The sequence below is a fragment of the Pseudomonas sp. 39004 genome (assembly GCF_028682155.1).
Classification (GTDB): domain Bacteria; phylum Pseudomonadota; class Gammaproteobacteria; order Pseudomonadales; family Pseudomonadaceae; genus Aquipseudomonas; species Aquipseudomonas capeferrum.
Genome location: NZ_JANIAG010000086.1, coordinates 1 through 23,075, shown reverse-complemented (window position 1 = coordinate 23,075; position 23,075 = coordinate 1). Strand labels below are relative to the sequence as shown.

Genomic DNA, 23,075 nt, shown 5'->3' with positions numbered 1-23,075 from the left:
TCAACGCCCGTGATGCCTTGGCCCAAGGTGGGCATATCTGGGTCAACACTGCCGCGAGTTGGTCGCACGGCAATGCCTACCTGCAAGACGGCCCCTATGTGGCGGTGACCGTACGCGACGATGGCGCTGGCATCGAGCCAGAGGTTCTGGAAAGGGTCTTCGACCCCTTTTTCACCACCAAACCGGTCGGCCAAGGTACCGGGCTGGGGTTGTCGACCATCTACGGCTTTGCCCGCCAATCGAGCGGGCATGTGTCGATCCGCAGCGTGCCAGGGCAGGGCACCGAGGTGACGTTGATATTGCCGGCCAGTAGCCGTCAGGTGGCCTGTGAGGAGCAAGCGTCGCCGTTGGACCCGCAGGGTGCCGGCGAGCATGTGCTGGTTGTCGAGGACATGGCCTCGGTACGCCTGTCGGTGGCCGAAGTGCTGGCCGATGCGGGTTATCGTTGCACCTTGGCGGAAACCACCGAACAAGCGCTGGACTGCCTGCGTGAAGACGCCAGTATCGAATTGCTCTTGACCGATGTGGGGCTGCCAGGCATGAGCGGCCGCGAACTGGCGGATATGGCGCGTAGTTACCGCCCGGCGCTACCGGTGTTGTTCATGACCGGCTACGCCGAGACTGCGCTGGATCGTCAGGCGTTCCTGGATACCGGGATGGACCTGCTGATCAAACCGTTTCAGGTCAGTGACCTGCTCGACAAGGTGCGAATAGGCCTTGGGTAGCGCAGGGCGCATCTGCTTGCCGCGCAGTTAGACTGTTTTCGTCGTTGCGCCCAGGCGATGAGCGGTGATAAACCAGATAGCTGAATTCACGTCTGTCAGCCATGTTCTTAGCTTGGCATCTGCTGCTATGTTACTTGGCGTCTGGCACAGCGGCGCAACCGTTTCAGCGTGCATCTCAACCAGCTTTGGATATCGTCCCCATGCATCAAACCCCTGACGAAACGATTCGCGCCGCGTTGCAGAAGTCGCACGCCAGGCTTCATCGCCAGCATGAACTGGTGGTCGAGTACGGCGTCATGTCACTCAAGTCGTCTGACCTGGATGGGTTGCTGACCCAAGCCTGCTCTGCCGTGGCCAAGGGCATGGACACCCGCTTTGCCAAGGTGCTTACGCCGATACCCGACAGCGATGAGTTTCTGCTGTCCCATGGTGTGGGTTGGGATGACGCTGATATCGGGCACGCCACGGTAGGTGGCGATATCGCCAGCCCTGCGGGCTACGCCATTTCGACCTACAGGCCTGTGCTGTCGAACCATCTGGGGCAGGAGCAACGTTTCAGAACCCCCTCGCTGCTCAAGAAGTACGGCATCGAGCGAGCGATCAACGTGCCTATTCGAGGCACCACTGCCCCCTTTGGAGTACTCGAAGCGGACAGCAGTAATGGCGAAGACTTCATCGAAAGCGACCTGGTGTTCCTGGAAGGCATTGCCAACGTCATCTCCATGGCGGTGGAAAGGATCACTGCAGGCGCAGAAATGCAGTCTTCGGACCCCTATTCCGAAAGTGTGCTGAACGCCAGCCCCGACTGCGTGAAAATCCTCTCGGCGAGCGGCGACATCGAGTTCATGAACGATGCCGGCATGTGCCTGTTGCACATCGGCGACCTCGCTCAGATACGTGGGGTGGCGTGGCCGCAGATCTGGCCAGATGAATCCCGCAGTGTGGTGCTGGACGCTATCAGAAGAGTAACGGGTGGGGAGTCAGCGCGTTTCGAGGCCTTCTGCCCAACGCTGCAGAACGAGCCGAAATGGTGGGATGTGACGGTGGCGCCTATATTTGGTGAACAAGGCGAATTTGCAAAGATCATCGCCGTGTCGCGTGACATTACCGAACGTCGGCATCATGAAGCCCAATTGTTATCGTTGATCGATGCACAAAATACCAAGTTGAATAGAACCGACCTGCACCTGGAAGAAATCCACCACCGGGTGAAGAACAGCCTGCACTTGGTCAACACCTTATTGCTGTTGCAGGCAAATATGGCCGCTGATGAAGCGGTCAAATTGCAACTGGAAACAGCCGCGACCCGCGTATTGACCATTGCCAGCGTCCATGAGCGTCTTTATCAGAATGCTGAAACGCAGCACGTGCGCGTCTCGGATTATCTGGAGGCGCTGCTGGGTGATCTGGGCAAGGCATTGGCCGACCGCAAGATAGTGCTGCACGCTGACACGTTCATTCTTGCGCCCGAAAGAATGGCGCCACTGGGCCTGGTGATATCCGAACTGATCACCAACTCGCTGAAGTATGGAAGAGGCACGGTGGACGTCAGCGTAATGGGCCATGGTGATCATGCCCTGATCACGGTATCGGACGAGGGCGATGGCTTTCCGGAGTCTTACCCCAAACCCACCGGCACCGGGCTGGGCATGCGCCTGGTAAAAAGCTATTCGGGCTATGGCAGCCTGGCGATCACGGTGGATCGCAGTGAACGTAAAAGCACGATTCACGTGCGCTTCAAACTCTAGCAACATACGCCTGCGTTCTGGCCCCAGGGCAGCAATGCCACCCCGGGGCCAATGGCATCAACGATTTTTGTCCTGGTGCTGCGTATCGCCTTGATCGGCTTGACCGCCGCCCATACGGCCAGGGTCAGACGGGTTTTGCCCGGTGGATTGATCGGTACCTGCCTGCCCACCCTGGCTGCCGGTGTCCCTGGAGCGTTCCCAATCCTTGTTCATCTTGTCTTCAGGCTTTTGCCCAGGTTGCTGGCTGCCTTTTTGTTTGTCGGGCATGTCACCGCCCGCACCCTGGCCACCTCTTTGGCCTGCATCGCCGGCCTTGGAGTCGGCGTTGTCGCCTTGATTTGCGCCCCTGTCCTGATTGTTAGCCATGACCGCATACCTCTATTCGAACACAGGAAGGTCTGTGTTCATTTGTGACTCCGTGACCGTTTGAGGCTGTTCATTTATTGCTTCAGATTCAGACAAAACGCCTGAACAACTGGGGGAGCGGCATTTGTGGCTCCAATAGCCTCGGTGCTGTTGGCATTGGGTGCCGCGAATTAAAAAACTTTGCATGAGTCGTCTTGAGTCTTTGTCATAGTCGGACTAATACTAAAGAACTGCCGGAAGAGGGCTGATCATGCATAGGCGCTTTGTTGTGGTTCCCGCCGTACCTCGTCAGAAAGAGATCTTGCCTCGGCGCATCGGTTTCCCCAGTGCCCTGGGCGAGGGCTACGACTTATACGACACACAAGACAAAATCCGCCTCAGTTTGAGTTTTCCAACACGCGCCGAAGCCGAGTTCGAATGTGCAACCCGCAACACTTACGACGATGCCAATGATGTGAACTTCGCCGGCAGCGGTTGAGCTGGCAAGGGCCAGGCATTTCACAGCACAGGCTTGCCGCCCGTTACTGCGTAGCGCGCGCCAGAGATGTAGCTGGCCTCATCGGACCCGAGCAATACGTACACCGGCGCCACTTCGACGGGCTGCCCCGGCCTGCCCATCGGGTAGCCCGAGCCAAAGTTCTTCACAGCCTCATCGGGCATGGTCGCCGGGATCAGCGGCGTCCAGATTGGCCCAGGTGCCACGCTGTTGACCCGGATGCCCTTGTCTGCCAGCAACTGAGCCAGGCCTGCAGTGAAGTTGGCGATGGCGCCTTTGGTGGCGGCATAGGCCAGCAACTTGGGCGAGGGGTCATCGGAGTTGACCGAACTGGTGTTGATGATCGAGCTGCCCTTGGGCATCGACGGCAAGGCCCGTTGGCAAATGCGGAAGATGGCAGTGATATTGACATCAAAGGTCATCACCCACTCGTCATCGTCGATTTCATCCAGCGACTCATGTGCCATCTGAAACGCCGCGTTGTTGACCAGGATGTCGATACGGCCAAATTGCGCCACGGTCTTGTCGACGATGTCGTAGCACTGCTGTTTTTGCCGCAGGTCACCGGGCAGCAGCAGGCATTGCCGGCCTGCGGCCTCGACCCAGCGCGCGGTTTCCTGCGCATCGTCGTGCTCATCGAGATAGGCAATGGCAACGTCTGCCCCTTCGCGGGCATAGGCAATGGCCACCGCACGGCCGATGCCGCTGTCGGCACCGGTTATCAGCGCGATCTTGCCATCGAGCCGGCCGCTGCCGGTGTACGTCTGCTCGCCACAATCGGGGTAGGGCTCCATCTTGCGTTGAGCGCCTGGCACGTTTTGCGGCTGTGACGGGAAGGGTGGGGTGGGGTAGTCGCGCATGGCAGAAGCTCCATCAGTTGAGAACGTTCATACCGATTCGAAAGGGGGGTAACGCGAGTGTTGGAGTGGATGCCGGGTTTCAACGACGGACGGTCAGGCCACGCAGATGCACTGAATTTTTCGCTCGCTCGATGGCTCTATCGCTGAACAGCCCGCATTTCGCGCAACGCTTAACGACACCGGAGCCTGCAAGTGCCTCGTATCATCACGCCATCGACGCCCGAACATGAGATCGAGGAAAAGAATGCAAGAATGTTTGGTACCGCCAAGGAACGTCTTGATTTCTATCGAAGGGAAATCCAGTACGAAACCACCATCCTGGCCAACCGTACCGACGCCTATCTTGCTGCACAGTCTTTTCTGGTGATTGCGTTCGTGTCATCCATGGGCAACCTGAACCAGAGCTGGGGTGAGATGTTCACCCTGATCGTGCCTGCCTTTCTCGCGCTGCTGGGTGTTTTGAGTTCGCTCAATGCCTGGCCGGGTATTCGCGCTGCCTATCGGATCATCGATCACTGGCAGCTCAAGCAAAGCCACCTGCTGCGCAGTGAGCCGATGATGGGCTTGGCCTACGACGAATCGCCGCTGTTCTGTGAGGCTGAAACCTCCCGGGCAGGGCATCGCAAATCCCTGCTGTTCTCGCTTCGCACGCCTTGGATCTTTCTCGGCTTCTGGGTGCTATTGGGCACTTACGCGGTGTACATCCAGCTGGCCTGATCGGTTGGGGAGGGCGGGGCCTGGTTGCACCGCCCTCATCAGCGCTATGCGAAGTCGCTGCCCAGGGTTCCGGGTGCCGCCCCCGGAACAAGAATGACTTTTCGGCAACTGTCCTGTTTCTGGTCGAACAGCTTGTAGCCAAGGGCTGCTTCTTCCAGGGCAAGTCGGTGCGTAACGATCATCTCCGGTTGCAGGCGCCCGGCCTCGATATGCTCCAGCAGTTCAGGCAGGTACTTGTGCACATGGGTCTGGCCCATCTTGAACGTCAGGCCCTTGTCGAACGCGTCACCGAACATGAAGGCATGAATGAAGCCGGCGTACACCCCGGGCACGCTGACCACGCCGCCGCGACGCACGGCAGCGATGCTCTGGCGCAAGGCCTTGCCGCTGCTGCCCTCGATCTTCAGCGCCGTCATCACGGTCTCTGCGGTGCTGCCCTTGGCCTCGAAACCGACTGCATCGATCACGGCATCCACTCCGCGCATCCCTGGCGTGTGGCGGATGATGCTGTCGGCCGGGTCGTCATCCTGCTCGAAGTTGATCGGGACCACTCCGTAAGCCTCCTGGGCATACGCCAGGCGGTAGTCATTGTCATCGACCATGAACACGGTCTGTGCCCCAAGCATTCGCGCACAGGCAGCGCTCAGCAGCCCCACCGGCCCGGCACCGTAGATTGCCACCGACGAACCTGGGCCGACTTCAGCATTGATCACCGCCTGCCAGGCGGTCGGCAGGATGTCGGAGAGAAACAGTACCTTGTCGTCGGCCAGGTCGGTGGGCACTTTGAACGGGCCGACATTGGCTTTGGGCACGCGCACATAGTCGGCCTGCCCGCCAGGAATGCCGCCATACAGATGGCTGTAGCCAAACAAGGCTGCCCCCGGTGGGATGCCTTTTTTGTTGACGATGGAGCCGCGCCCCGTATTGGTGGTTTCGCACGCGGCAAACAGATCGTGCTGGCAGAAGAAACAACTGCCGCAGGCGATGACAAAGGGGATCACCACACGGTCGCCAACCTGCAGGTGGGTGACGTCCTTGCCGGTGGCCTCGACGATGCCCATGAATTCGTGGCCGAAGATATCGCCCGATTCGGTCTGCGGGATCTTGCCCCGATAGAGGTGCAGGTCCGAGCCGCAGATGGCGGTGGCCGTCACCCTGAGGATGATGTCGTCCGGCTCCTGAAGGCTTGGGTCAGGCACGGTATCGACCCTGACATCGTTGGCTCCGTGATAGGTCAACGCTCTCATGGCATGCATCTCCTGCAGTGGTGGATGTACGAGGCTATGCAGAGGAAACTGACGGGCACCGCAAAGTTCAGACCAACAGGTTCAGCGGCGACTTCGACCGTTGATAGTTCTGAATGAACCTATCTTGCTGCCGACGGCTCGATTGTCAGAAGCGCGCGGGATGACCGGGATGAATGCGTTTACACAGCAGACAGGGCTGGCGCAGCGCCGCCTCGAAGCCATCAATCGATGGTTCCAGCATTTCGACGACCACCAATTGCGCCGCGATTGCCCCAGCAGCTATCACGAGCAACTGCTACGCCAGGCCGATGAAATGGACCGCTTGCACCTGATCCAATGGCAAGAGTGGCGTGACTTGCGGCGCCTGGCCGATTGGGCCTTTCTCAAGGCGGTTGCGGGGCTGGATTATCATGCTTGTCATCCCCCCGTTGTGCATGCAAACGGGCGTGGTACCGCGCCGGCACCTCATTCAGGAACACCAGGATGATTGATTTTCAGGTCGCCTGAGTGGCTGCCAGCCCGGCGCGGTTTGAGGCCGATGCAAAACCTGGCGGCACGGCTGCAGCGCAGCCATGCTGCGGGGGTGCCGACCTGGTGCATCTTCGACAATACCGCTTCGGGCGCAGCCTTGGGCAATGCCCTGACAACGCTGGCCTGCCTGAGCTGAGGGCGTGCTACAGCAGTTTATCGAGCGTGATGGGAAATTCCCTCACCCGCTTGCCGGTGGCGTGGTAAATGGCGTTGGCTACCGCCGCCGCCACACCGACCACGCCGATTTCCCCCACGCCCTTGGAGCCCAGCTCGTTGACGATGTCGTCGTGCTCTTCGACGAAGATGACCTCGATTTCACCGCTGTCGGCGTTTACCGGTATGTGGTATTCCGCCAGGTTGTGGTTGAGGATTCGCCCCAAGCGGTGATCGGTTTGCGTCGCTTCGTGCAATGCCATGCCGATACCCCAGATGACACCGCCGAGGATCTGGCTGCGTGCGGTCTTGGGGTTGACGACGCGGCCCGCTGCCACAGCGCTGACCACCCGGGTGACCTTGACCGAGCCCAGGTCTTCATCGACCTGCACCTCGACGAACACGGCGCAATGGGTCGCGGTGGCGAAGGGTTTGCGCTTGGCGCTGGGCGCTGCTTCGACCTGCACCTCGAAAAACCCCTCGGGGGCACTGGCCACGATGTCCGCGAGTGCAAGGCGGTGGTTACCTGCCAGCAGGTAGCCGTCAGCGAACGTGATTGCTTCCACCGGCGTGTTGCCGACCTCAGGGTAATGCTGGCGTGCATGCGCAAGCACCTTGCTGCGCAGGGCCAGGCACGCTTGGCGCACGGCCGAACCTACCGACGACACCGTGAAAGACCCACCCTGCAGCGGCGCGGTCGGCAGCGAAGAGTCCCCCAGCACAAAGGTCACGTCTTGCACACGGGCGCCAGCGGCGTCGGCCGCGATCTGCGTCATGACGGTGTAGGTGCCGGTGCCGATGTCGGTAGTCGCGCTGCTGACGGTCAAATGCCCTGCGCCATCGATGCGCGCCTTGGCACTGGCTTTCATCTGCATGGCCTCCCAGACCCCGCCTGCCATGCCCCAGCCAACCAACTGCTGCCCATGGCGCATGCTGCGGGGTTGTGGGGCGCGGTTGCCCCAGCCAAAACGCTGGGCACCCTGGTCATAGCAGGCCAGCAGCTCCTTGCTCGAATAGGGTTTGCCCTCGTTGCCATTGATAGCGGTGAAATTGCGACGGCGCAGCTCAAGCGGGTCGATGTCGGCTGCGCATGCCAGTTCATCCATGGCGCATTCCAGGGCGATCATCCCGGACGCGGCACCCGGTGCGCGCATGTCCAGCGGGGTGTACACATCCAGGGGCGCAAGGCGGTAGCTCAGGGCAACGTTGTCGCACTGGTAGAGCATGCCGCTCCATTCCACCAGGTGCTCGGTGAAGTCCTCGAAGCGTGAGGTCTGGCCAAGCGCGTCATGGGCAATCGCCAGCAACCGCCCCTGCGAATCGGCCCCCAGGCGCAGCCGTTGCTGGGTGCGGGGCCGGTAGCCGAAGGTGAACATCTGCTGGCGGGTCAGCGTGACACGCACCGAACGTTGCAGGTGCAAGGCCGCCATCACCGCCAGGGGCAGCTGGTACTGCGGGCGCAACCCCGAGCCGAAGGCACCGCCGACGAACGCTGCCAGCACCCGGACTTTTTCCTTGGGCAGGTCGAATACCTTGTGCAGGTAGTCCTGGCAATTTTGCGTACCTTGGGTCTTGTCATGGATTTCCAGGCTGCCGTCGGCCTGGTACAGCACCGTCGAAGCATGGGGCTCCATCGGGTTGTGGTGTTCGTTGGCGGTGAGGTAGGTCGCGTCTACCTGCACCGCGGCGTTGGCGAACTGCCCGGCAAAATCGCCGCGAGGGGCGGGCGTTTCGGCGGGTGCCGGGTGCGTTTTGTCGAGTACGCTGGCCAGGTCGGTTTCATGGGGTTCTTCGAGGTACTCGACCTTCACCAGCGAGCCTGCATACCTTGCCAGCTCCAGGCTTTGCGCGACCACCAGCGCCAGGGGCTGGCCGCTGTACAGCACGCGATCGTTGAACAACGGCCGAAATGGCGTACCCTCGGCCGAGTCGGCGTCACTGTAATCGTCGTCGTAACTGGAAACGCGAGGGCGATGGGCATGGTCCAGCACGGCGATTACCCCCGGCACGCTCAGTGCCTGGGCAGTGTCGATGCTCAGCACCCGCCCACGGGCGATCGTGCTGGACATCACGCTGCCATGCAGCAACCCGGCCTCTGGGTACTCGCCCGCATAGCGCGCCTGCCCGGTGACTTTCGCCACCCCGTCGACACGGTCCATGGCCGTGCCCACTACCGCTGTTTTGATGTTCATGACGTTGCCCCCCTGGCTTTTGCCCCGAGCGCCGCATCGCTTAATGCGCGCACGATGGCACGTTGCGCGAGGGGCACCTTGAAGCCATTGTGGGCCAAGGGTTCTGCGCCTTGCAGCAGGGCGTCGGCCGCTTGGGTGAACAGCGCCTGCGTGGGCGCCTGGCCGATCAACGTGCGTTCGACAGCCGGGTCTCGCCAGGGCTTGTGGGCCACGCCACCCAGCGCCAGGCGTGCGTCCTGGATCACGCCGCCATCGAGGTTCAACCCGGCGGCAACCGATACCAGTGCAAACGCATAAGACGCCCGATCGCGGATCTTCAAATAGCGGTAGTGGTCTTCGAACGTGGGGGGCGGCAGTTCGATGGCGGTTATCAGCTCATCGGCGGCCAGTTGATTGTCGCGCTCCGGTGCTTCCCCGGGCAGGCGGTGGAAGTCGGCGAAGGGTATCTGGCGTTTGCCGCCCCGGCCCTGCACATGGACCACGGCCTCGAGCGCCGCCAGCGCCACACACATGTCCGAAGGGTGTGTCGCAACGCAGGCATCGCTGGCACCGAGGATGGCGTGGATGCGATTCAGGCCTGTGCGCGCCGGGCAGCCGCTGCCTGGCTCGCGCTTGTTGCAGGGTGTGCCGGTGTCATAAAAGTAGTAACAGCGGGTGCGTTGCAACAGGTTGCCGCCGGTACTGGCCATGTTCCGCAACTGCGGCGAGGCGCCTGCCAGAATGGCCTCGGCCAGCAGGGGATACTGCAGTTCGATCACAGAGGCCCAGGCCAGCTCGGCATTGCTGACCAGTGCGCCGATCAGCACGCCACCGTTCGCGGTGGCCTGGATACCGTTCAACCCGAGGCCGGTTATGTCGATCAGGCGCTCGGGGCGCACCACGTTTTCTTTCATCAGGTCGACGAGGTTGGTGCCACCGGCGATGAAGCGTGAGGACGCGTCGGCCAGGCCGACGGCTTCGCCGACCGATGCCGGCTTGTGGTAGCTGAACGGCGTCATGCGCGCGGCCCTCCCTGCAGGTTGGCCTTGGCGCGCATCAGCGGCAGTGCTTCTTCCACCGCCGCGATGATGTTGCTGTAGGCCCCGCAGCGGCAGAGGTTGCCGCTTATCTGCTCGCGAATGGCGTCGCGCGTGCAGGCGCGCCCTTCTTCTGCCAGGCCAACGGCGGAGCAGATCTGGCCTGGGGTGCAGTAACCGCACTGAAAGGCATCATGGGTAATGAATGCGCGCTGCAGGGGGTGCAGTTCGTCACCCACGGCCAGGCCTTCGATGGTGACCAGGTCGGCGCCGTCACACATGACGGCCAGGGTCAGGCAGGCGTTGACGCGTTTGCCGTCCCGTAACACCGTGCAGGCACCGCATTGGCCATGGTCACAGCCTTTCTTGGTGCCGATCAGGTCCAGTTGCTCGCGCAGCAAGTCGAGCAGTGTCGTCCAGGGGTGAACCTGCAGCGACCTGGCCTGGCCGTTGATCGTCAGGCGGAGGGGGTGTGCTTCGCCACCCTGGGGGGAGTTTGCGCTCATTGGGTGTCCTCACGGTTGGGGGTCGCACAGTCGACTGCGTCTACGGTGTGCGACTGACCCCGGCGGGCAAACGTTCAGCGTTTCTGCCCAGCTGCCGTCACTTCTTCCCCGGTAACACCGAACTGAGCACCTGCTTGGCCGTCTGCACGATGACCCCGGCCTGGTCGGGGTCGCCCTTGAGCAAGGTACTGGCGAATTTCTTCGCCTGTTCCAGCTTGATATGCGGCGGCAGGGGCGGCACGTTGGGGTCGGTCTTGAACTCGATCAGCACCGGGCGATCGGCGTTCAGTGCGCGTTCCCAGGCGGCTGCGATGTCTTCTTCACGGTCGACGAAAATGCCCTGCAGGCCGATGGAGATCGCGAACAGGTGGTAGGGCACGTCGGGAATCGACTGCGACGCTTCGAACTTGGGGTCGCCTTCCATGACCCGCTGTTCCCAGGTGACCTGGTTGAGGTCCTCGTTGTTGAACACCGCACAGATCCATTGCGGGTTCTCCCACTGCTGCCAGTACTTGGCCACGGTGATCAGCTCGGCCAGGTTGTTCATCTGCATCGCGCCATCGCCGACCAGGGCCACCACCGGGCGCTGCGGATGGGCGAATTTCGCGGCAATGGCATAGGGCACGGCGGCGCCCATGCAGGCCAGGCCGCCGGACAATGAACACTGCATGCCTTGGCGTATCTGCAGGTCGCGCGCATACCAGTTGGCGCAAGAGCCGGAATCGCTGGTCACGATGCTGTCGTCTGGCAGGCGCGGGGACAGCTCGTACACCACGCGCTGCGGGTTGATCGGCTCGGCATGGACCATGGCACGTTTGGCCAGGGTGTTGTCCCAGCGTGCGCGCCAGCCCTCGACCTTCTTGCGCCAGCGCCGGTCGGTCTTGTGTTGCAGCAGGGGCAGCAATGCACGCAAGGTCTCGCCAGCGTCACCGACCAGGTTGACCTCCATGGGGTAGCGCAGGCTCAGCATGTCGGGTTGCAGGTCGATCTGCACGCCACGGGCCTGGCCCTCCTTGGGCAGGAACTCGGCATAGGGGAACCCCGAACCGACCATCAGCAGGGTGTCGCATTCGTTCATCATCTGGTAACTGGGCTCGGTCCCCAGCAAGCCGATGGCGCCGGTCACCCAAGGCAGGTCATCGGCTACTGCAGCCTTGCCCAGCAGCGCCTTGGCCACCCCAGCGCCCAACGTGTCTGCGATGGCGATGATTTCTTCGGTTGCCTGCAAGGCCCCGGCGCCCACCAGGATGGCGACCTTGCGCCCGGCGTCGAGCACTTCGGCGGCGCGTTGCAGGTCGCTGTCATAGGGCACCACCTTGGGTTTGCTGTAGCCGATGCCCGAATGCACGGTGCCGTGGGCACGTGGCGGTTCGTGGTAGGGCAGGTCCTGCAGGTCGTTGGGCAGAATCACCGCCGTCACCCGCCGCTCGCCGACGGCAGTGCGCACGGCGCGGTCGAGCAGGTGGCGTACCTGCGAAGGTGTGGAGGCCTGCTGGACGAATGCACCGGCCACGTCCTTGAACATCGACAGCAGGTCCAGCTCCTGCTGATAGTGCCCACCCAGTGCCGCCCGCGCCTGTTGGCCGACGATGGCCAGCACCGGCATGTGGTCCATGCGCGCGTCGTACAGGCCCGTGAGCAAATGCGATGCGCCGGGGCCTGAAGTGGCAATGCACACGCCCAGTTCGCCGGTGAACTTGGCGTGGGCACTGGCCATGAACGCGGCCATCTCCTCGTGGCGCGCCTGGATGAACTGGATCTTGCCGTTGGCCCGGCTCAGCGCGCCGAACACGCCGTTGATGCCGTCGCCGGGGTAGCCGAAGATGCGCCGCACCCCCCATTGATACAAACGCTCCACCAGAAAGTCGCCTACCGTGCCCGTCATTGTCTGCTCCCGTGCTGTGGTCGATAGGGGTCTGGACTGGGCTTGCGCTGGGAAAGTTTCAACGGTGTGAACAGTTGCTAGAGGTTCGGCTGGCCCTGCACGTTGAGCAGGCGCTGGGTCATCTGTACGAAGTGCGCTTCCAGGCGTGAGGCTGTCCACGCGGGCGATGTGTGGCGCAGCGCGTCGGCGGTGCCCACCAGGGCCATGATCGCCAGCGCGGCCGACTCGGCTTCGATACCTGCAAAAATCCCTTGCTTGAGGCCTTTGTGCACCAGGGCCTGCAACTGCAGCCGCAGGTTATCCGGACGGCGTGCCAGCCAGTGCTGCAGGTGCGGTTCCAGGTGATGCTGTTCGCGCTCCAGCACCTTGACGTGCAGCGGGTGCGCGGCCTGCCAAGCCAGAACGAAGCGTATGAAACTGTGCAATTCACCCAGTACGCCACGACGCTTTGGGAACGCGCGCCAGGCGCTGTCGCGTGTTTCGAGCAGGTCCATGAGTACCCACGACAACAAGTCCTGCTTGCTCGCTACATGGTGGTAGAGGCTGCCTGGCAGCAAGCCGGCACGGCTTGCCAGCTGGCGCATGGACATGGCGCCGTAACCCACCTCGGCAAGCAGTTCGGTGGCCGCGTCAATGATGAACCGTGCGCATTCGGCATCCGCCGCCAGGTTGCCTTGCTTAGGCATAGCTGGCCCCCCGGACGAGGCCGTTCAGGTGCTGGTGGGTGCGCCACAGCAACGCCAGCGGTATGACGATCGTGCAACTGACCAGCAGCAAGGCGTAACGCAGTGATTCCTCGGCAAACACCGGCATCAGGGCATCGCTGAGCAACCCTGTGGCCAGCGGGCCGATACCGACACCACACAAGGTCGAGACAATGGTTTGCAACGCTACCGCCGTTGCCCGGCGCGAGGCCGGTACCATCTGCGTCAGCAGTGAGAACGAAGGGCCCACCCACCACACCGAGAAGAAGCTGGTCAGTGCGCACCAGAGCATCGCGCTGGGTACCGGAACGCTACCCACCTGCATCAGGATATCGCGGGGCCACAGCAGGTAGATGATCAGCGCACTGCTGCCCAGCAGATGGCCGATCACCGGTACGCCAATGTGCCAACGCAGGCTCCTCACGGCCAGGTGGTCGGTCAGCCAGCCACTGAACAAGGCCCCGAGCCCGGCACAGGTGCCGCCCACCAGCCCCGCGAGGATGCCGGCGTACTGCAGCGGCATACCGTGCGAGCGCACCAGGAAACTGGCGTTCCACATCGCATAGCCATAGGCGCTGAAGGTGGTGAGCCCGCAGGCCAGCACCAGGCAGCGGTAAGGCGGCTGCGCCCACAGTTCACGGGCGCTGGCCCACAGGCCCGGCAAGGGATGGGCGGCCTGTACCGTGAGGTCGAAACGCCCGCGTGCCGGGTCGCGCACGACAAAGGCGCACAGCGCGCTGATGACAAAAGCGGGCACGGCGACCGCAAAAAAGGCGCTGCGCCAGCCGTATTCATCCACGACCCAGGCGCCCACGCACAAGGCGATGATCGTGGAAAAAGTCGGCGCAGCGGTGTAGCAGGCGATGGCGAACGAACGTCGGTGGGGTGGATAGAGGTCGGCAATGATCGACATCGAGGTAGAGGTGCTGGGCGACTCGCAGACCGCCACGGCCATGCGGGCGATCACCAGCATCGCGAAGCTGCCGGCCAGGCCGCAGACCACGGTCGCCAGCGCCCACAACAGCGTGGACGCGGCCAGCAGGCGGGTCCGCGGCATGTGGTCGGCCAACCGCCCGGCGGGCAGGCCCAGCAGTACATACACGGCCGCAAATGCCAGGCCTGAAACCAGACCCATGGCGGTGTCGCTGACTGCGAACTCCTGTTTGATCGGCTCTATCATCACGGCAATGATCTGCCGGCCGACAAAGTTGTCGGCGTACATCATCGCCAGCAGCAGCAGCAGCCCATGGCTGCGCCAGCCAAGGGGCGAAACAGGCGTAGTGCGCATGGGTGACTCCTGCAGGTGCCGAGCGCGAAGGCCCAGGCTGCGCCCGGGCCACAGGGGAGGTCAGGCGTGTGCCTTGCGTTGCCTGGCCAGGGTCAGGGCGGTGTCTTCGATCATGTCCTCCTGGCCGCCGACCATGCCACGGCGGCCCATTTCCACAAGAATCTCCCGTGCCGGCACGCCGTATTTCTGCTCGGCGCGTTTGGCGAACAGCAGGAACGAGCCATAGACGCCGGCATAGCCCATCGTCAGGGCATCGCGGTCGCTGCGGATGGGGAAGTCCATGATCGGCACCACCAGGTCTTCGGCCACATCCTGGATGCCGAAGACACTGACCCCGGTCTCGATGCCCATCCGGTCGCACACCGCAACCAGCACTTCCATCGGCGTGTTGCCGGCACCGGCGCCCAGGCCGGCGCAGGCCGCATCGATGCGCGTGGCACCCGCAGCGATGGCGGCGATGGAGTTGGACACCCCCATCGACAGGTTATGGTGGCCATGGAAGCCGATTTCGGTACCGGGTTCGAGCGCTGCGCGCAGCGCCGCCACCCGTGCGCTGACATCGTGGGGCAGCAGGTAGCCGGCCGAGTCGGTGATGTAGATGCAATTGGCGCCGTAGCTTTCCATCAGCTTGCCCTGCTGGGCCAGGCCTTCCGGGCTGTTCATATGAGCCATCATCAAGAAGCCGACAGTGTCCATGCCCAGCGTTCGCGCAGCGGCAATGTGCTGCTGCGAAACATCGGCTTCGGTGCAGTGGGTGGCGACCCGAAGGGTGCTGACACCGAGCTCGAACGCCATGCGCAGGTGGTCGACCGTGCCGATCCCGGGCAGCAGCAGGGCCGAGACCTTGGCGTGGGTCATCAACGGAATGACCGCCGACAGGTACTGCTCGTCGGTGTGCGCAGGGAAGCCATAGTTCACCGAACTGCCGCCCAGGCCATCGCCGTGGGTCACTTCGATCAGCGGCACACCAGCGGCGTCCAGCCCACAGGCAATGTCTTTCATCTGCTGCAGGGAGATCTGGTGGCGTTTGGGGTGCATGCCGTCGCGCAGGCACATGTCGTGTACGGTGATGCGTTTGCCGTGAAGGTCCATGGCGCGTTCCTTAAACGGTGGCAGGTTGGGGGGCAGGGCGGGGCAGCGCGAGTTCGCCCTTGAGCATCGCTTCGGCAAACATTTCGGCGGTGCGCGCGGCGGCAGCGGTCATGATGTCGAGGTTGCCGGCGTACTTGGGCAGGTAGTCGCCCAGGCCCTCGACTTCCATGAAGATCGACACCCGGTTGCCGTCGAACACCGGCCCGTTGACCACCTTGTACCCCGGCACATAGCGCTGCACCTGCTCGATCATCTGCGCGATGGCGGCGCTGATGGCGGCTTGGTCGGGCTCGTCTTCGGTCAGGCAATGCACGGTGTCGCGCATGATCAGCGGCGGCTCGGCAGGGTTGACGATGATGATCGCCTTGCCCTTTTTCGCCCCGCCCACCTGCTCGACCGCCGCAGCGGTGGTGCGGGTGAACTCGTCGATGTTCTTGCGCGTGCCGGGGCCCACCGACTTGGACGCTGCCGTCGCGATGATTTCGGCATACGCCACCGGTTGCACGCTGGATACCGCAGCCACCAGCGGAATGGTCGCCTGGCCACCGCAGGTGACCATGTTCACGTTCATCACGCCCAGGCCAAGGTTATGTTCGAGGTTGACCGGCGGTACGCAGTAAGGGCCGATGGCGGCGGGTGTCAGGTCGATCATCAGCACACCCAGGGCATTGAGCTTGCGGCTGTTTTCGGCGTGCACATACGCGGAGGTGGCATCGAAGGCGATCTGGATACCGTCTTCAAGGACATGTGCCAGCAAGCCGTCGACACCGTCGCTGGTGGTTTTCAGGCCCAGTTCGGCGGCGCGGGCAAGGCCTTCGGAGTTGGCATCGATGCCCACCATCCACACCGGCTCCAGCACTTCACTGCGTTTGAGCTTGTACAGCAGGTCGGTACCGATATTGCCGGGCCCGATGAGGGCGCATTTGATCTTTTGGCGCATGGCATTGTTCTCGATCAGAAGAAGTTGAAGCGAGCGGGTCAGGGCACGAAGTTCAGGTGCAGCACGCCCATGCCGCTCAATGACAGGCTGACGAAATCCCCCGCTGCGACGGGCACCAGGGGTGCCAGGGCACCGGACAGGATGATTTCGCCCTTGCGAAAGGGGATGCCCAGCTTGCCCAGGGTGTTGGCCAGCCACGCCACGGCATTGCAAGGGTGACCTTGCACGGCGGCGCCCAGGCCGCTGCCGGCGGTGTGGCCGTTCTTGAACAGCTGCAGTTGAACCTGGGCCAAGTCCAGCTCGCGCGGGTTGATGCGCTGCTGGCCCAGGGCGAATACCCCGCAGGAGGCGTTGTCGGCCACCGTGTCCTGAATGCGGATCTGCCAGTTGTCGATGCGTGAGTCGACGATTTCGAAGCACGGCAGCACCCACTCGGTGGCCGCCAGTACATCGTCTGCACTGACCTCGCCGCCTTTCAGGTCGTCGCCCAGCACGAAGGCGATTTCGCCTTCTGCACGGGGCTGGATCAACCGGTGGGTGGCAAAGCTGACGTCGCTGTCGCCAGCAACCTGCATGCGATCCGTGAGAAAGCCGAAGTCCGGTTGATGCACGTCGAGCATTTCCTGCACGGCCCGGCTGGTCACGCCGATCTTCTTGCCGATCACCCGCTCGCCCATGGCTTCACGCCGGGCGAGCAGGCGCAGGGAGATGCGGTAGGCATCGTCCAGGCTGATGTCGGCGTGGCGCTGGCTCAGCGGCGCCACGCTCTTGCGTGTTTGCAGGGCGCTGAACAGCTCGTCGCCCAAGGCTTCAATCAGGTGCGCATCCATAAAAAGGTCGCTCTGTGACAAGTGAACGAAAGGCCAGCCTGCTTGCGCCAGCCGCGGCAACGAGGCTCAGCCCGGCCAGACGCTGGCGTCGGCGCCGCCATCGACATCGATGATCTTGCCGGTGACCCAGGCCGAGGCGGGCGACGCCAGGTACAGGGCTGCTGCGGCAATGTCCTCTGGCTGGCCCAGGCACTTGAGCGGGGTGTTGGCTTCCATCGCGCTGCGCATGGCAGCCGGCATCACGCCGGCCAAGGCGTCGGTGAGGATCGGCCCAGGGGCGATGGCATTGACCCGGATCTGCGGTGCAAACTCTTGTGCCAGCAGCCGTGTCAGGTGAGTCAATGCCGCTTTGGCCGTGCCATAGGCGCTGAAGTGGCGCTGGGCATAGCGCGCTGCCACCGAGGTGATGTTGATCAGGTTGCCGCCGCCGGCTTCGCGCATCAGCGGCACGCACAGCTGGGACAACGCATAGGCGGCGCTGACGTTGAAGCTGAGCACCTGCTCGAAGGCCTCGGGGCTCATCGTCAGCGGGTCGTTCGGGCCGCCACCGCCGGCGTTGTTGACCAGGTGGGTGACGCGCCCCAGTTGTTCGCGGGCCTGGCTGACCAGGGCGATGCGTTGCTCGCTGTCGGTGACATCGCAGCTGATCGCCAGGGCGCGGCGCCCTCGGCTGCGCACGGCATCGGCGACGGCTTCGACATCGGCCAGTGACCGCGCGCTACAGACCACATCGGCGCCGGCATCGGCGTAGGCCAGGGCAATGGCACGGCCGATGCCGCGGCCGCTGCCGGTGACAATGGCGACACTGCCGGTGAGGTTGAAACGTTGCAGAATGCTCATGGCTGTCCTTTCAATCCAGGGGGCTATCGGGGTGCTGCCGGGGCTGCCTCAACGTGGCGCCCAGAGGTCCGGCAAGCCAGGGTCCGAGGTGGCGATCAGGCGCTTGAGCAACACCTTGAGTGCCTGGGCATCGCCGGCGCCCAGGCGTGCGGCGATGTCCTGCTCGACGGCCTTGGCCAGTGCCACTTCCTGCAGTGAGGCGGCGCGGCCATCGGCGGTCAGCACATAGCGCACCTGGTTGTCGTCGATTTCCCTGGCCACCAGGTTCTGCCGTTCGAGAAAGCGCATGCTCGACGCGCTGACCACGTGGCCGGTGTAGCCGACGAACGCGTTGATTTCATCAAGGCTCAGGTTGTCGCGGATGCACAGCGTCGAAAGGATGAAGAACGCGTGCTCGTCGAGCTGTTGGTTTTTCAACAGCCGGCGCAAGGCATACAGCATCTGGTAGTGCGAGCGGCCGAGCAGGTAGCCAAGCAGGTCTTCGGTGTAACTGCATTCAGGCGGCGGCGGGGTGGTGGCCAGGCGCAGTTCGCTGCGCGGCTTGCGCATCGCCAGGGCGTACTGGCCACTCTGGAAGGCCAGCGGCGCGCGGTCGCTGTGGTCGAAGGCCAGTACTTCACCGACAAAGATCACATGGTCGCCACCTTCGTATTGGAAGGCGGTGCGGCATTGAAAGCGCGCGGTGCAGTCCTGCAGCAAGGGCGCGGCGCTGATGCCGGTGTCCAGCTCGATTTCAGCGAACTTGTCTTCGCCCTGGCGCGCGAAGCGCCCGGACAGGCATTCCTGTTCGGTGGACAGCACGTGCACGTTCCAGTGGCGGCCACCGCTGAACACCGGCAGGCTTCTGGCATTCTTCGCCAGGCTCCAGAGCACCAGCGGCGGGTTGAGCGAAACCGAGTTGAAGCTGTTGGCGGTGATGCCAACCGGCGTGCCGTCTTCAGCCTGAGTGGTGATGATGGTCACCCCTGTGGTAAAGGTGCCGAGCGCGGCGCGAAACGCTTGGGGGTCGAAACAGGCAGGCGTTGCCATGATGGGCCTCATGGAGTGGTTGTGCGTGTTTGCAGTATTCCCAGCGTTGCGGGGCTTTACATCGTCTCAATGGACTAACGTTTGCGGCCTACTCGTCCACATGGACGAGGCGCCCGGCGCAGGTCTGGGGCTAGTTTGCGGTGAGGGCGTCGAGGTGGGCGGCCATGGTGGGTACAGCGCGCACATGCTGGCCTTTGAACAGTTGAGGAGGCACCAATGGGTTGTGCAATTTCATCCGTCGACGGTCTGTCGGCCCTGTTGTCAGAGCAAAAGGCTGCGTTTGCCGCAGCAGGGGCCGTTAGCGCGCAGGCGCGCCGGGCCCGTATCCAGCGCGTGATCGACATGCTGGTTGCGCACCACATGGCGTTGGCCGAGGCCATGGATGCCGATTTTGGCGGCCGCCCCCAAGGCTTTTCACTGATGAACGATGTGTTGGGTTCGCTGGGGTCGCTCAAGCATGCGCGCGATCACCTGGAGGGCTGGATGCAGGATCAGCCTCGGAAAGTCTTCACGCCGTACGACCAACTGGGCGCCGAGGCCTGGGTGATGCATCAGCCCAAGGGCACGGTGGGCATCCTGGGTACCTGGAATGCCCCGCTGTATACCTTGCTGAGCCCCTTGGCCTCGGCCCTGGCGGCGGGCAACCGGGCCATCCTCAAGCCTTCGGAGGTGGTACCGCATACCGCCGCGCTCATTGCCCAGCTGATAGGCGATTGGTTCGACCCGCTCGAAGTGGCCGTGGTCACCGGTGGCGAAGACCTGGCAAAGGCGTTTACCGCGCAGCCTTTCGACCATCTTGTGTTCACCGGCGGCACCGAGGTGGGCAAGTCGGTGATGCGCCACGCCGCCGACAACCTGGTGCCGGTAACCCTGGAGCTGGGCGGCAAGTCGCCGGTGATTGTCGGGCGCAGTGCCGATATGGCCACGGCGGCGTACCGCATTGCCGTGTCCAAGACCACCAACGGTGGCCAGGTGTGCATCAACCCGGACCTGGTCTACGTGCCGCGTGAGCAGCTTGAAGGGTTTCTCGACGCGTTTGCCAGTACCTACCGCGAGCTGATTCCTGAGGTCAGCGACAACCCGGATGTGGTCGCGGTGGTCAATGCCCGGCACCTGGCGCGGGTTGAAAACCTGGTTCAGCAGGCCCAGGGCGCCGGTGCCCGCGTGGTGAGCCTGCCTTACGCGCTAGCGGTCGATGCGGGCAACCGACGCCGTCCGCTGCAACTGGTGATCGACCCACCTGCCGACAGCCTGATCCTGCGGGAAGAGATCTTCGGCCCGGCAATGGTGGTACTGCCGTATGACGAGGTCGACCCCGTGCTGGCCCGGATCAACGCCGGGCCGCGGCCGCTGGCCCTGTACTACTTCGGCACTGACCCGCAAGAGCAGCAGCACGTGCTGTCGCACAGCCTGTCGGGCGGTGTCACCCTCAACGACGTCATGATGCATGCCGCCCTGCATGACGCCCCGTTCGGCGGTGTGGGCGCCTCTGGCATGGGCCATTACCACGGCCGTGAAGGTTTTCTCGAATTCAGCCACATGCGCACGGTGCTCAAGGCGCCCGAGCACGACCCACGCCGCGAATGGGGCTTGTTGCCGCCGTACAGCGAGCACTTTCTGGCAGCCATGGTGGCGCAGATCACCCCGGACTGAGCGCGGTTGTGCCCGCGGGTGCATCGACCATATGACAATCACAACAAAAAAGCGGAATTCAGTACATGGATAAGAACTCTTTGCCCCTCGGCGACAGTGCAGGCTTGGCAGCTGAGGGGGCCGTGCAGGTGTGGCCGCGGCGCCAGGTCCTCAAGGCCGGTGCCGTGGCCGTGGGGGTAGGGCTGCTGGGGCGTTTTGCCGATGCTCGGGCGGCGGGCCTGTCGGCCAGCGATTACCTTGGCCTGGACGCCTGGGACATGGTCAAGGGCCTGCAGGCCGGCCAGTTCAGCGCCGAAGACCTGCTGGCGGCGGCCATTGCGCGCTGCGAGCAGGTCAACCCGAAGCTCAACGCGGTCAATATGCGCCACGATGATTACGCCAAGGCGCTGCTTGCCGCCAGGCGCCAGGCGGGCACCCTGAGCCAGGGCTCGCTGGCAGGGGTGCCGATTCTGCTCAAGGACCTCAACACCTTCCTGCAGGGCACCCGCACCAGTAACGGCAGCCGCTTGTTCAAGGATGCGCCGCCGGCCAGTGTCACCAGCACCTTGATCAGCCGCTATGAAGCGGCCGGCGCGGTGCCGTTCGGCAAGACCACCAGCCCCGAGTTTGGCCTGACTACCACCACCGAGTCGCTGCTCTGGGGGCAAACGTGCAACCCATGGAACCTGGCAATGAGTGCCGGCGGCTCGTCCGGTGGCTCTAGCGTCGCAGTGGCCGCTGGCATTGTCCCGGTCGCCCATGCCACCGACGGCGGTGGCTCGATCCGTATTCCCGCGTCCTATTGCGGTGTGGTGGGGCTCAAGCCGACGCGTTACCGCACACCCAGCGGGCCGATGCGCCTGGAAGCCTCGTTCGGTGCCAGCGTCGCCAACGTGGTGTCGCGCAGCGTGCGGGATACGGCCTTGTTCCTCGACGCCGGGCAAGGGCATGAGCTTGGCAGCCCCTACTGGACGCAACCGCTGCAACGGCCCTACGTGCAAGAGCTTGGCCGCGACCCGGGCCGCTTGCGGGTGGCCCTGGTGCGCGAGTCCATGACCGGTGCGGCGCTGGACCCTGCGGTTGCCAAGGTGCTTGAGCAAACCGTCAAGCAATTGCTCGGCCTGGGCCATGAGATTGAAGAATTGCGTTTGCCCATTGCGCCCCAGCAGTTGTTCGGCGCGCATGGCGCGGCGATGGGCAATGCCTTGCTGGCCATGGTCAATGACCGGGAGAAAGCGCTCGGCCGTGCGTTGGGCCAGCAAGACCTCGAGCTGATCACCTTCGGCGTGTTGGCGCGCGCCAGCAAAGTCACGGGCGAGGGCGTGGTGCGCGCACGGCAATCGTTCGAAGATATCAGCATGGCCATGGAGCAACAGTTCGAGCGATTCGATGTGATCTTGTCGCCCGTCACCTCCAGCCTTACCCCGGCCCTGGGGGAGCTGTCGCTGAATCAGCCCTACGAAACCTATGCGCAAAAAGCCATGGGCAGTGCCGGCTTCACCGTGCTCGCCAACGTCAGTGGCCAACCGGCGATTTCACTGCCGCTGGGCATGAGCGACAGCGGCATGCCGGTGGGCATGATGTTCACCGCGCGACTCGGGGGCGAGGACGTGCTGCTGCGCCTGGCTTCGCAACTGGAACAGGACCGCCCCTGGGCTGCACGACGCGCCCCGGTGTAACCCGGACGGTGCCACGGAAGGCGCCACAGGCCTGTGCTCTAGTCCGCTTTGACGATGAATAATCGTTTGCTGCGTTCGATCATCAATCACCGCCCGCGCAACCGCGCAACGAGATTGGGAGAACGAACGGATGGACAGCATGCGAGTAAAAACGCCCGAAGAAGTCGAACTGCTGGAACGCGCCCGGCGTATGGTGCCCGCGCTGAAAAGCCGCACGGCGCAGGCGGACCGAGAGTTCCGGGTACCTGACGAGACGATGTTCGAGCTGCAGCAGGCCGGTTTGCTGCGGGCCTTGCAGCCGCGGGCATTCGGTGGCTACGAAGTGGACCTGCGCACCTTCTTCGAAATCCAGATGACCCTGGCCGAAGGCTGCATGTCCACGGCCTGGATCTACGGGGTGATCGGTGTGCACCCCTGGCAACTGGCGCGCTACCCGGTCGAGGCCCAGCGCGAGGTATGGGGCCAGGACCAAGCCACATTGATCTCGTCCACCTACATGCCTGTGGCCAAGGTCGAGCCGGTTGAAGGCGGTTACCGCATCAGCGGCCGCTGGGGGTTTTCCAGCGGCAGTGAACACTGCCAATGGCCAGGGCACCGTG

22 protein-coding genes and 1 pseudogene are annotated in these 23,075 nt (G+C 63.4%); 9 read left to right on the top strand and 14 right to left on the bottom strand.

The genetic code is table 11. From position 1 onward, the window contains the following. Positions 1–725 (top strand): response regulator (locus NP534_RS15910; protein WP_274099337.1); only part of this gene is annotated, 725 nt, incomplete at its 5' end. 200 nt (positions 726–925) lie between these two features. After that, on the top strand, positions 926–2,473 hold the full coding sequence (locus NP534_RS15905; protein ID WP_274099340.1) for a sensor histidine kinase: 1,548 nt from the start codon (positions 926–928) through the stop codon (positions 2,471–2,473). A gap of 57 nt (positions 2,474–2,530) precedes the next feature. On the opposite strand, the gene NP534_RS15900 is transcribed toward NP534_RS15905, so the two are convergent. Then, positions 2,531–2,740, bottom strand: a complete 210-nt coding sequence (locus tag NP534_RS15900) for a hypothetical protein (protein WP_274099336.1) — start codon at positions 2,738–2,740, stop codon at positions 2,531–2,533. Positions 2,741–3,083: 343 nt separating this feature from the next. On the opposite strand from NP534_RS15900, the gene NP534_RS15895 reads away from it, so the two are divergent. Beyond that, positions 3,084–3,317 carry a hypothetical protein gene (locus NP534_RS15895; RefSeq protein ID WP_274099339.1) on the top strand — a complete coding sequence of 78 codons (234 nt, stop codon included), beginning with the start codon at positions 3,084–3,086 and terminating at the stop codon, positions 3,315–3,317. Between the two features lie 20 nt (positions 3,318–3,337). On the opposite strand, the gene NP534_RS15890 is transcribed toward NP534_RS15895, so the two are convergent. Further along, positions 3,338–4,195, bottom strand: coding sequence for an SDR family oxidoreductase (locus tag NP534_RS15890; protein ID WP_186660901.1), 858 nt, complete (start codon positions 4,193–4,195; stop codon positions 3,338–3,340). Positions 4,196–4,387: 192 nt separating this feature from the next. Between NP534_RS15890 and NP534_RS15885 the strand changes: the two genes are divergently transcribed. After that, positions 4,388–4,912: a hypothetical protein gene (locus NP534_RS15885; protein WP_033698504.1), complete on the top strand. Its 525-nt coding sequence runs from the start codon at positions 4,388–4,390 to the stop codon at positions 4,910–4,912. 44 nt (positions 4,913–4,956) lie between these two features. Here NP534_RS15885 and NP534_RS15880 read toward each other — a convergent pair whose 3' ends face one another. Then, complete coding sequence (locus tag NP534_RS15880) at positions 4,957–6,159, bottom strand: zinc-dependent alcohol dehydrogenase (RefSeq protein ID WP_274099335.1); 1,203 nt, start codon at positions 6,157–6,159, stop codon at positions 4,957–4,959. Positions 6,160–6,283: 124 nt separating this feature from the next. Here NP534_RS15880 and NP534_RS15875 point away from each other — a divergent pair, with 124 nt between their 5' ends. Beyond that, positions 6,284–6,646, top strand: a complete 363-nt coding sequence (locus tag NP534_RS15875) for a hypothetical protein (protein WP_337994323.1) — start codon at positions 6,284–6,286, stop codon at positions 6,644–6,646. 51 nt (positions 6,647–6,697) lie between these two features. Further along, positions 6,698–6,826, top strand: a pseudogene (locus NP534_RS15870) (DUF72 domain-containing protein); the annotation flags it as partial. Between the two features lie 7 nt (positions 6,827–6,833). Here the strand turns inward: NP534_RS15870 and NP534_RS15865 are convergent. From NP534_RS15865 to NP534_RS15815, 11 genes are all read right to left on the bottom strand, one after another. Further along, complete coding sequence (locus NP534_RS15865) at positions 6,834–9,035, bottom strand: xanthine dehydrogenase family protein molybdopterin-binding subunit (protein WP_274099334.1); 2,202 nt, start codon at positions 9,033–9,035, stop codon at positions 6,834–6,836. After that, the gene (locus NP534_RS15860; protein WP_274099333.1) at positions 9,032–10,033 is read right to left on the bottom strand and encodes an FAD binding domain-containing protein; all 1,002 of its coding nucleotides are present in this window, start codon (positions 10,031–10,033) and stop codon (positions 9,032–9,034) included. The genes NP534_RS15865 and NP534_RS15860 overlap by 4 nt, the downstream gene beginning before the upstream one ends. Continuing rightward, positions 10,030–10,557 carry a (2Fe-2S)-binding protein gene (locus NP534_RS15855; RefSeq protein ID WP_274099332.1) on the bottom strand — a complete coding sequence of 176 codons (528 nt, stop codon included), beginning with the start codon at positions 10,555–10,557 and terminating at the stop codon, positions 10,030–10,032. Before NP534_RS15855 ends, NP534_RS15860 begins: the two co-directional genes overlap by 4 nt. 97 nt (positions 10,558–10,654) lie before the next feature. After that, positions 10,655–12,442 carry a thiamine pyrophosphate-requiring protein gene (locus tag NP534_RS15850; RefSeq protein WP_274099331.1) on the bottom strand — a complete coding sequence of 596 codons (1,788 nt, stop codon included), beginning with the start codon at positions 12,440–12,442 and terminating at the stop codon, positions 10,655–10,657. Between the two features lie 77 nt (positions 12,443–12,519). Then, positions 12,520–13,128, bottom strand: coding sequence for a TetR/AcrR family transcriptional regulator (locus NP534_RS15845; protein ID WP_274099330.1), 609 nt, complete (start codon positions 13,126–13,128; stop codon positions 12,520–12,522). Beyond that, a complete protein-coding gene (locus NP534_RS15840; protein ID WP_274099329.1) occupies positions 13,121–14,434 on the bottom strand; it encodes a spinster family MFS transporter in 1,314 nt (437 codons plus the stop codon). Before NP534_RS15840 ends, NP534_RS15845 begins: the two co-directional genes overlap by 8 nt. A 60-nt stretch (positions 14,435–14,494) precedes the next feature. Next, positions 14,495–15,526, bottom strand: a complete 1,032-nt coding sequence (dmpG, locus tag NP534_RS15835) for a 4-hydroxy-2-oxovalerate aldolase (protein WP_186664405.1) — start codon at positions 15,524–15,526, stop codon at positions 14,495–14,497. Between the two features lie 10 nt (positions 15,527–15,536). Continuing rightward, complete coding sequence (locus tag NP534_RS15830) at positions 15,537–16,466, bottom strand: acetaldehyde dehydrogenase (acetylating) (protein ID WP_274099328.1); 930 nt, start codon at positions 16,464–16,466, stop codon at positions 15,537–15,539. 38 nt (positions 16,467–16,504) lie between these two features. Next, entirely contained in the window at positions 16,505–17,296 is a 792-nt protein-coding gene (locus tag NP534_RS15825) for a fumarylacetoacetate hydrolase family protein (protein WP_274099327.1), read from the bottom strand. Positions 17,297–17,362: 66 nt separating this feature from the next. Then, entirely contained in the window at positions 17,363–18,136 is a 774-nt protein-coding gene (locus NP534_RS15820; protein ID WP_274099326.1) for a glucose 1-dehydrogenase, read from the bottom strand. A 48-nt stretch (positions 18,137–18,184) separates the two neighbouring features. Beyond that, entirely contained in the window at positions 18,185–19,165 is a 981-nt protein-coding gene (locus tag NP534_RS15815) for a flavin reductase (protein ID WP_186664390.1), read from the bottom strand. A 216-nt stretch (positions 19,166–19,381) separates the two neighbouring features. Here NP534_RS15815 and NP534_RS15810 point away from each other — a divergent pair, with 216 nt between their 5' ends. The 3 genes from NP534_RS15810 to NP534_RS15800 form a co-directional block, all read left to right on the top strand. Continuing rightward, positions 19,382–20,818: a coniferyl aldehyde dehydrogenase gene (locus NP534_RS15810; protein ID WP_274099325.1), complete on the top strand. Its 1,437-nt coding sequence runs from the start codon at positions 19,382–19,384 to the stop codon at positions 20,816–20,818. Between the two features lie 65 nt (positions 20,819–20,883). Next, positions 20,884–22,476 (top strand): amidase, encoded by a 1,593-nt coding sequence (locus NP534_RS15805; protein ID WP_274099324.1) that lies wholly within the window; start codon positions 20,884–20,886, stop codon positions 22,474–22,476. A 130-nt stretch (positions 22,477–22,606) separates the two neighbouring features. Further along, the coding region (locus NP534_RS15800; protein ID WP_274099323.1) for an acyl-CoA dehydrogenase family protein at positions 22,607–23,075 on the top strand (469 nt) is incomplete at its 3' end.

Coding starts and splice junctions, on each gene's coding strand:
- NP534_RS15905 (WP_274099340.1), top strand. CDS start 926: ATGCATCAAACCCCTGACGAAACGATTCGCGCCGCGTTGCAGAAGTCG.
- NP534_RS15900 (WP_274099336.1), bottom strand. CDS start 2,740: ATGCCCGACAAACAAAAAGGCAGCCAGCAACCTGGGCAAAAGCCTGAA.
- NP534_RS15890 (WP_186660901.1), bottom strand. CDS start 4,195: ATGCGCGACTACCCCACCCCACCCTTCCCGTCACAGCCGCAAAACGTG.
- NP534_RS15880 (WP_274099335.1), bottom strand. CDS start 6,159: ATGAGAGCGTTGACCTATCACGGAGCCAACGATGTCAGGGTCGATACC.
- NP534_RS15865 (WP_274099334.1), bottom strand. CDS start 9,035: ATGAACATCAAAACAGCGGTAGTGGGCACGGCCATGGACCGTGTCGAC.
- NP534_RS15860 (WP_274099333.1), bottom strand. CDS start 10,033: ATGACGCCGTTCAGCTACCACAAGCCGGCATCGGTCGGCGAAGCCGTC.
- NP534_RS15855 (WP_274099332.1), bottom strand. CDS start 10,557: ATGAGCGCAAACTCCCCCCAGGGTGGCGAAGCACACCCCCTCCGCCTG.
- NP534_RS15850 (WP_274099331.1), bottom strand. CDS start 12,442: ATGACGGGCACGGTAGGCGACTTTCTGGTGGAGCGTTTGTATCAATGG.
- NP534_RS15845 (WP_274099330.1), bottom strand. CDS start 13,128: ATGCCTAAGCAAGGCAACCTGGCGGCGGATGCCGAATGCGCACGGTTC.
- NP534_RS15840 (WP_274099329.1), bottom strand. CDS start 14,434: ATGCGCACTACGCCTGTTTCGCCCCTTGGCTGGCGCAGCCATGGGCTG.
- dmpG (WP_186664405.1), bottom strand. CDS start 15,526: ATGGACCTTCACGGCAAACGCATCACCGTACACGACATGTGCCTGCGC.
- NP534_RS15830 (WP_274099328.1), bottom strand. CDS start 16,466: ATGCGCCAAAAGATCAAATGCGCCCTCATCGGGCCCGGCAATATCGGT.
- NP534_RS15825 (WP_274099327.1), bottom strand. CDS start 17,296: ATGGATGCGCACCTGATTGAAGCCTTGGGCGACGAGCTGTTCAGCGCC.
- NP534_RS15820 (WP_274099326.1), bottom strand. CDS start 18,136: ATGAGCATTCTGCAACGTTTCAACCTCACCGGCAGTGTCGCCATTGTC.
- NP534_RS15815 (WP_186664390.1), bottom strand. CDS start 19,165: ATGGCAACGCCTGCCTGTTTCGACCCCCAAGCGTTTCGCGCCGCGCTC.
- NP534_RS15810 (WP_274099325.1), top strand. CDS start 19,382: ATGGGTTGTGCAATTTCATCCGTCGACGGTCTGTCGGCCCTGTTGTCA.
- NP534_RS15805 (WP_274099324.1), top strand. CDS start 20,884: ATGGATAAGAACTCTTTGCCCCTCGGCGACAGTGCAGGCTTGGCAGCT.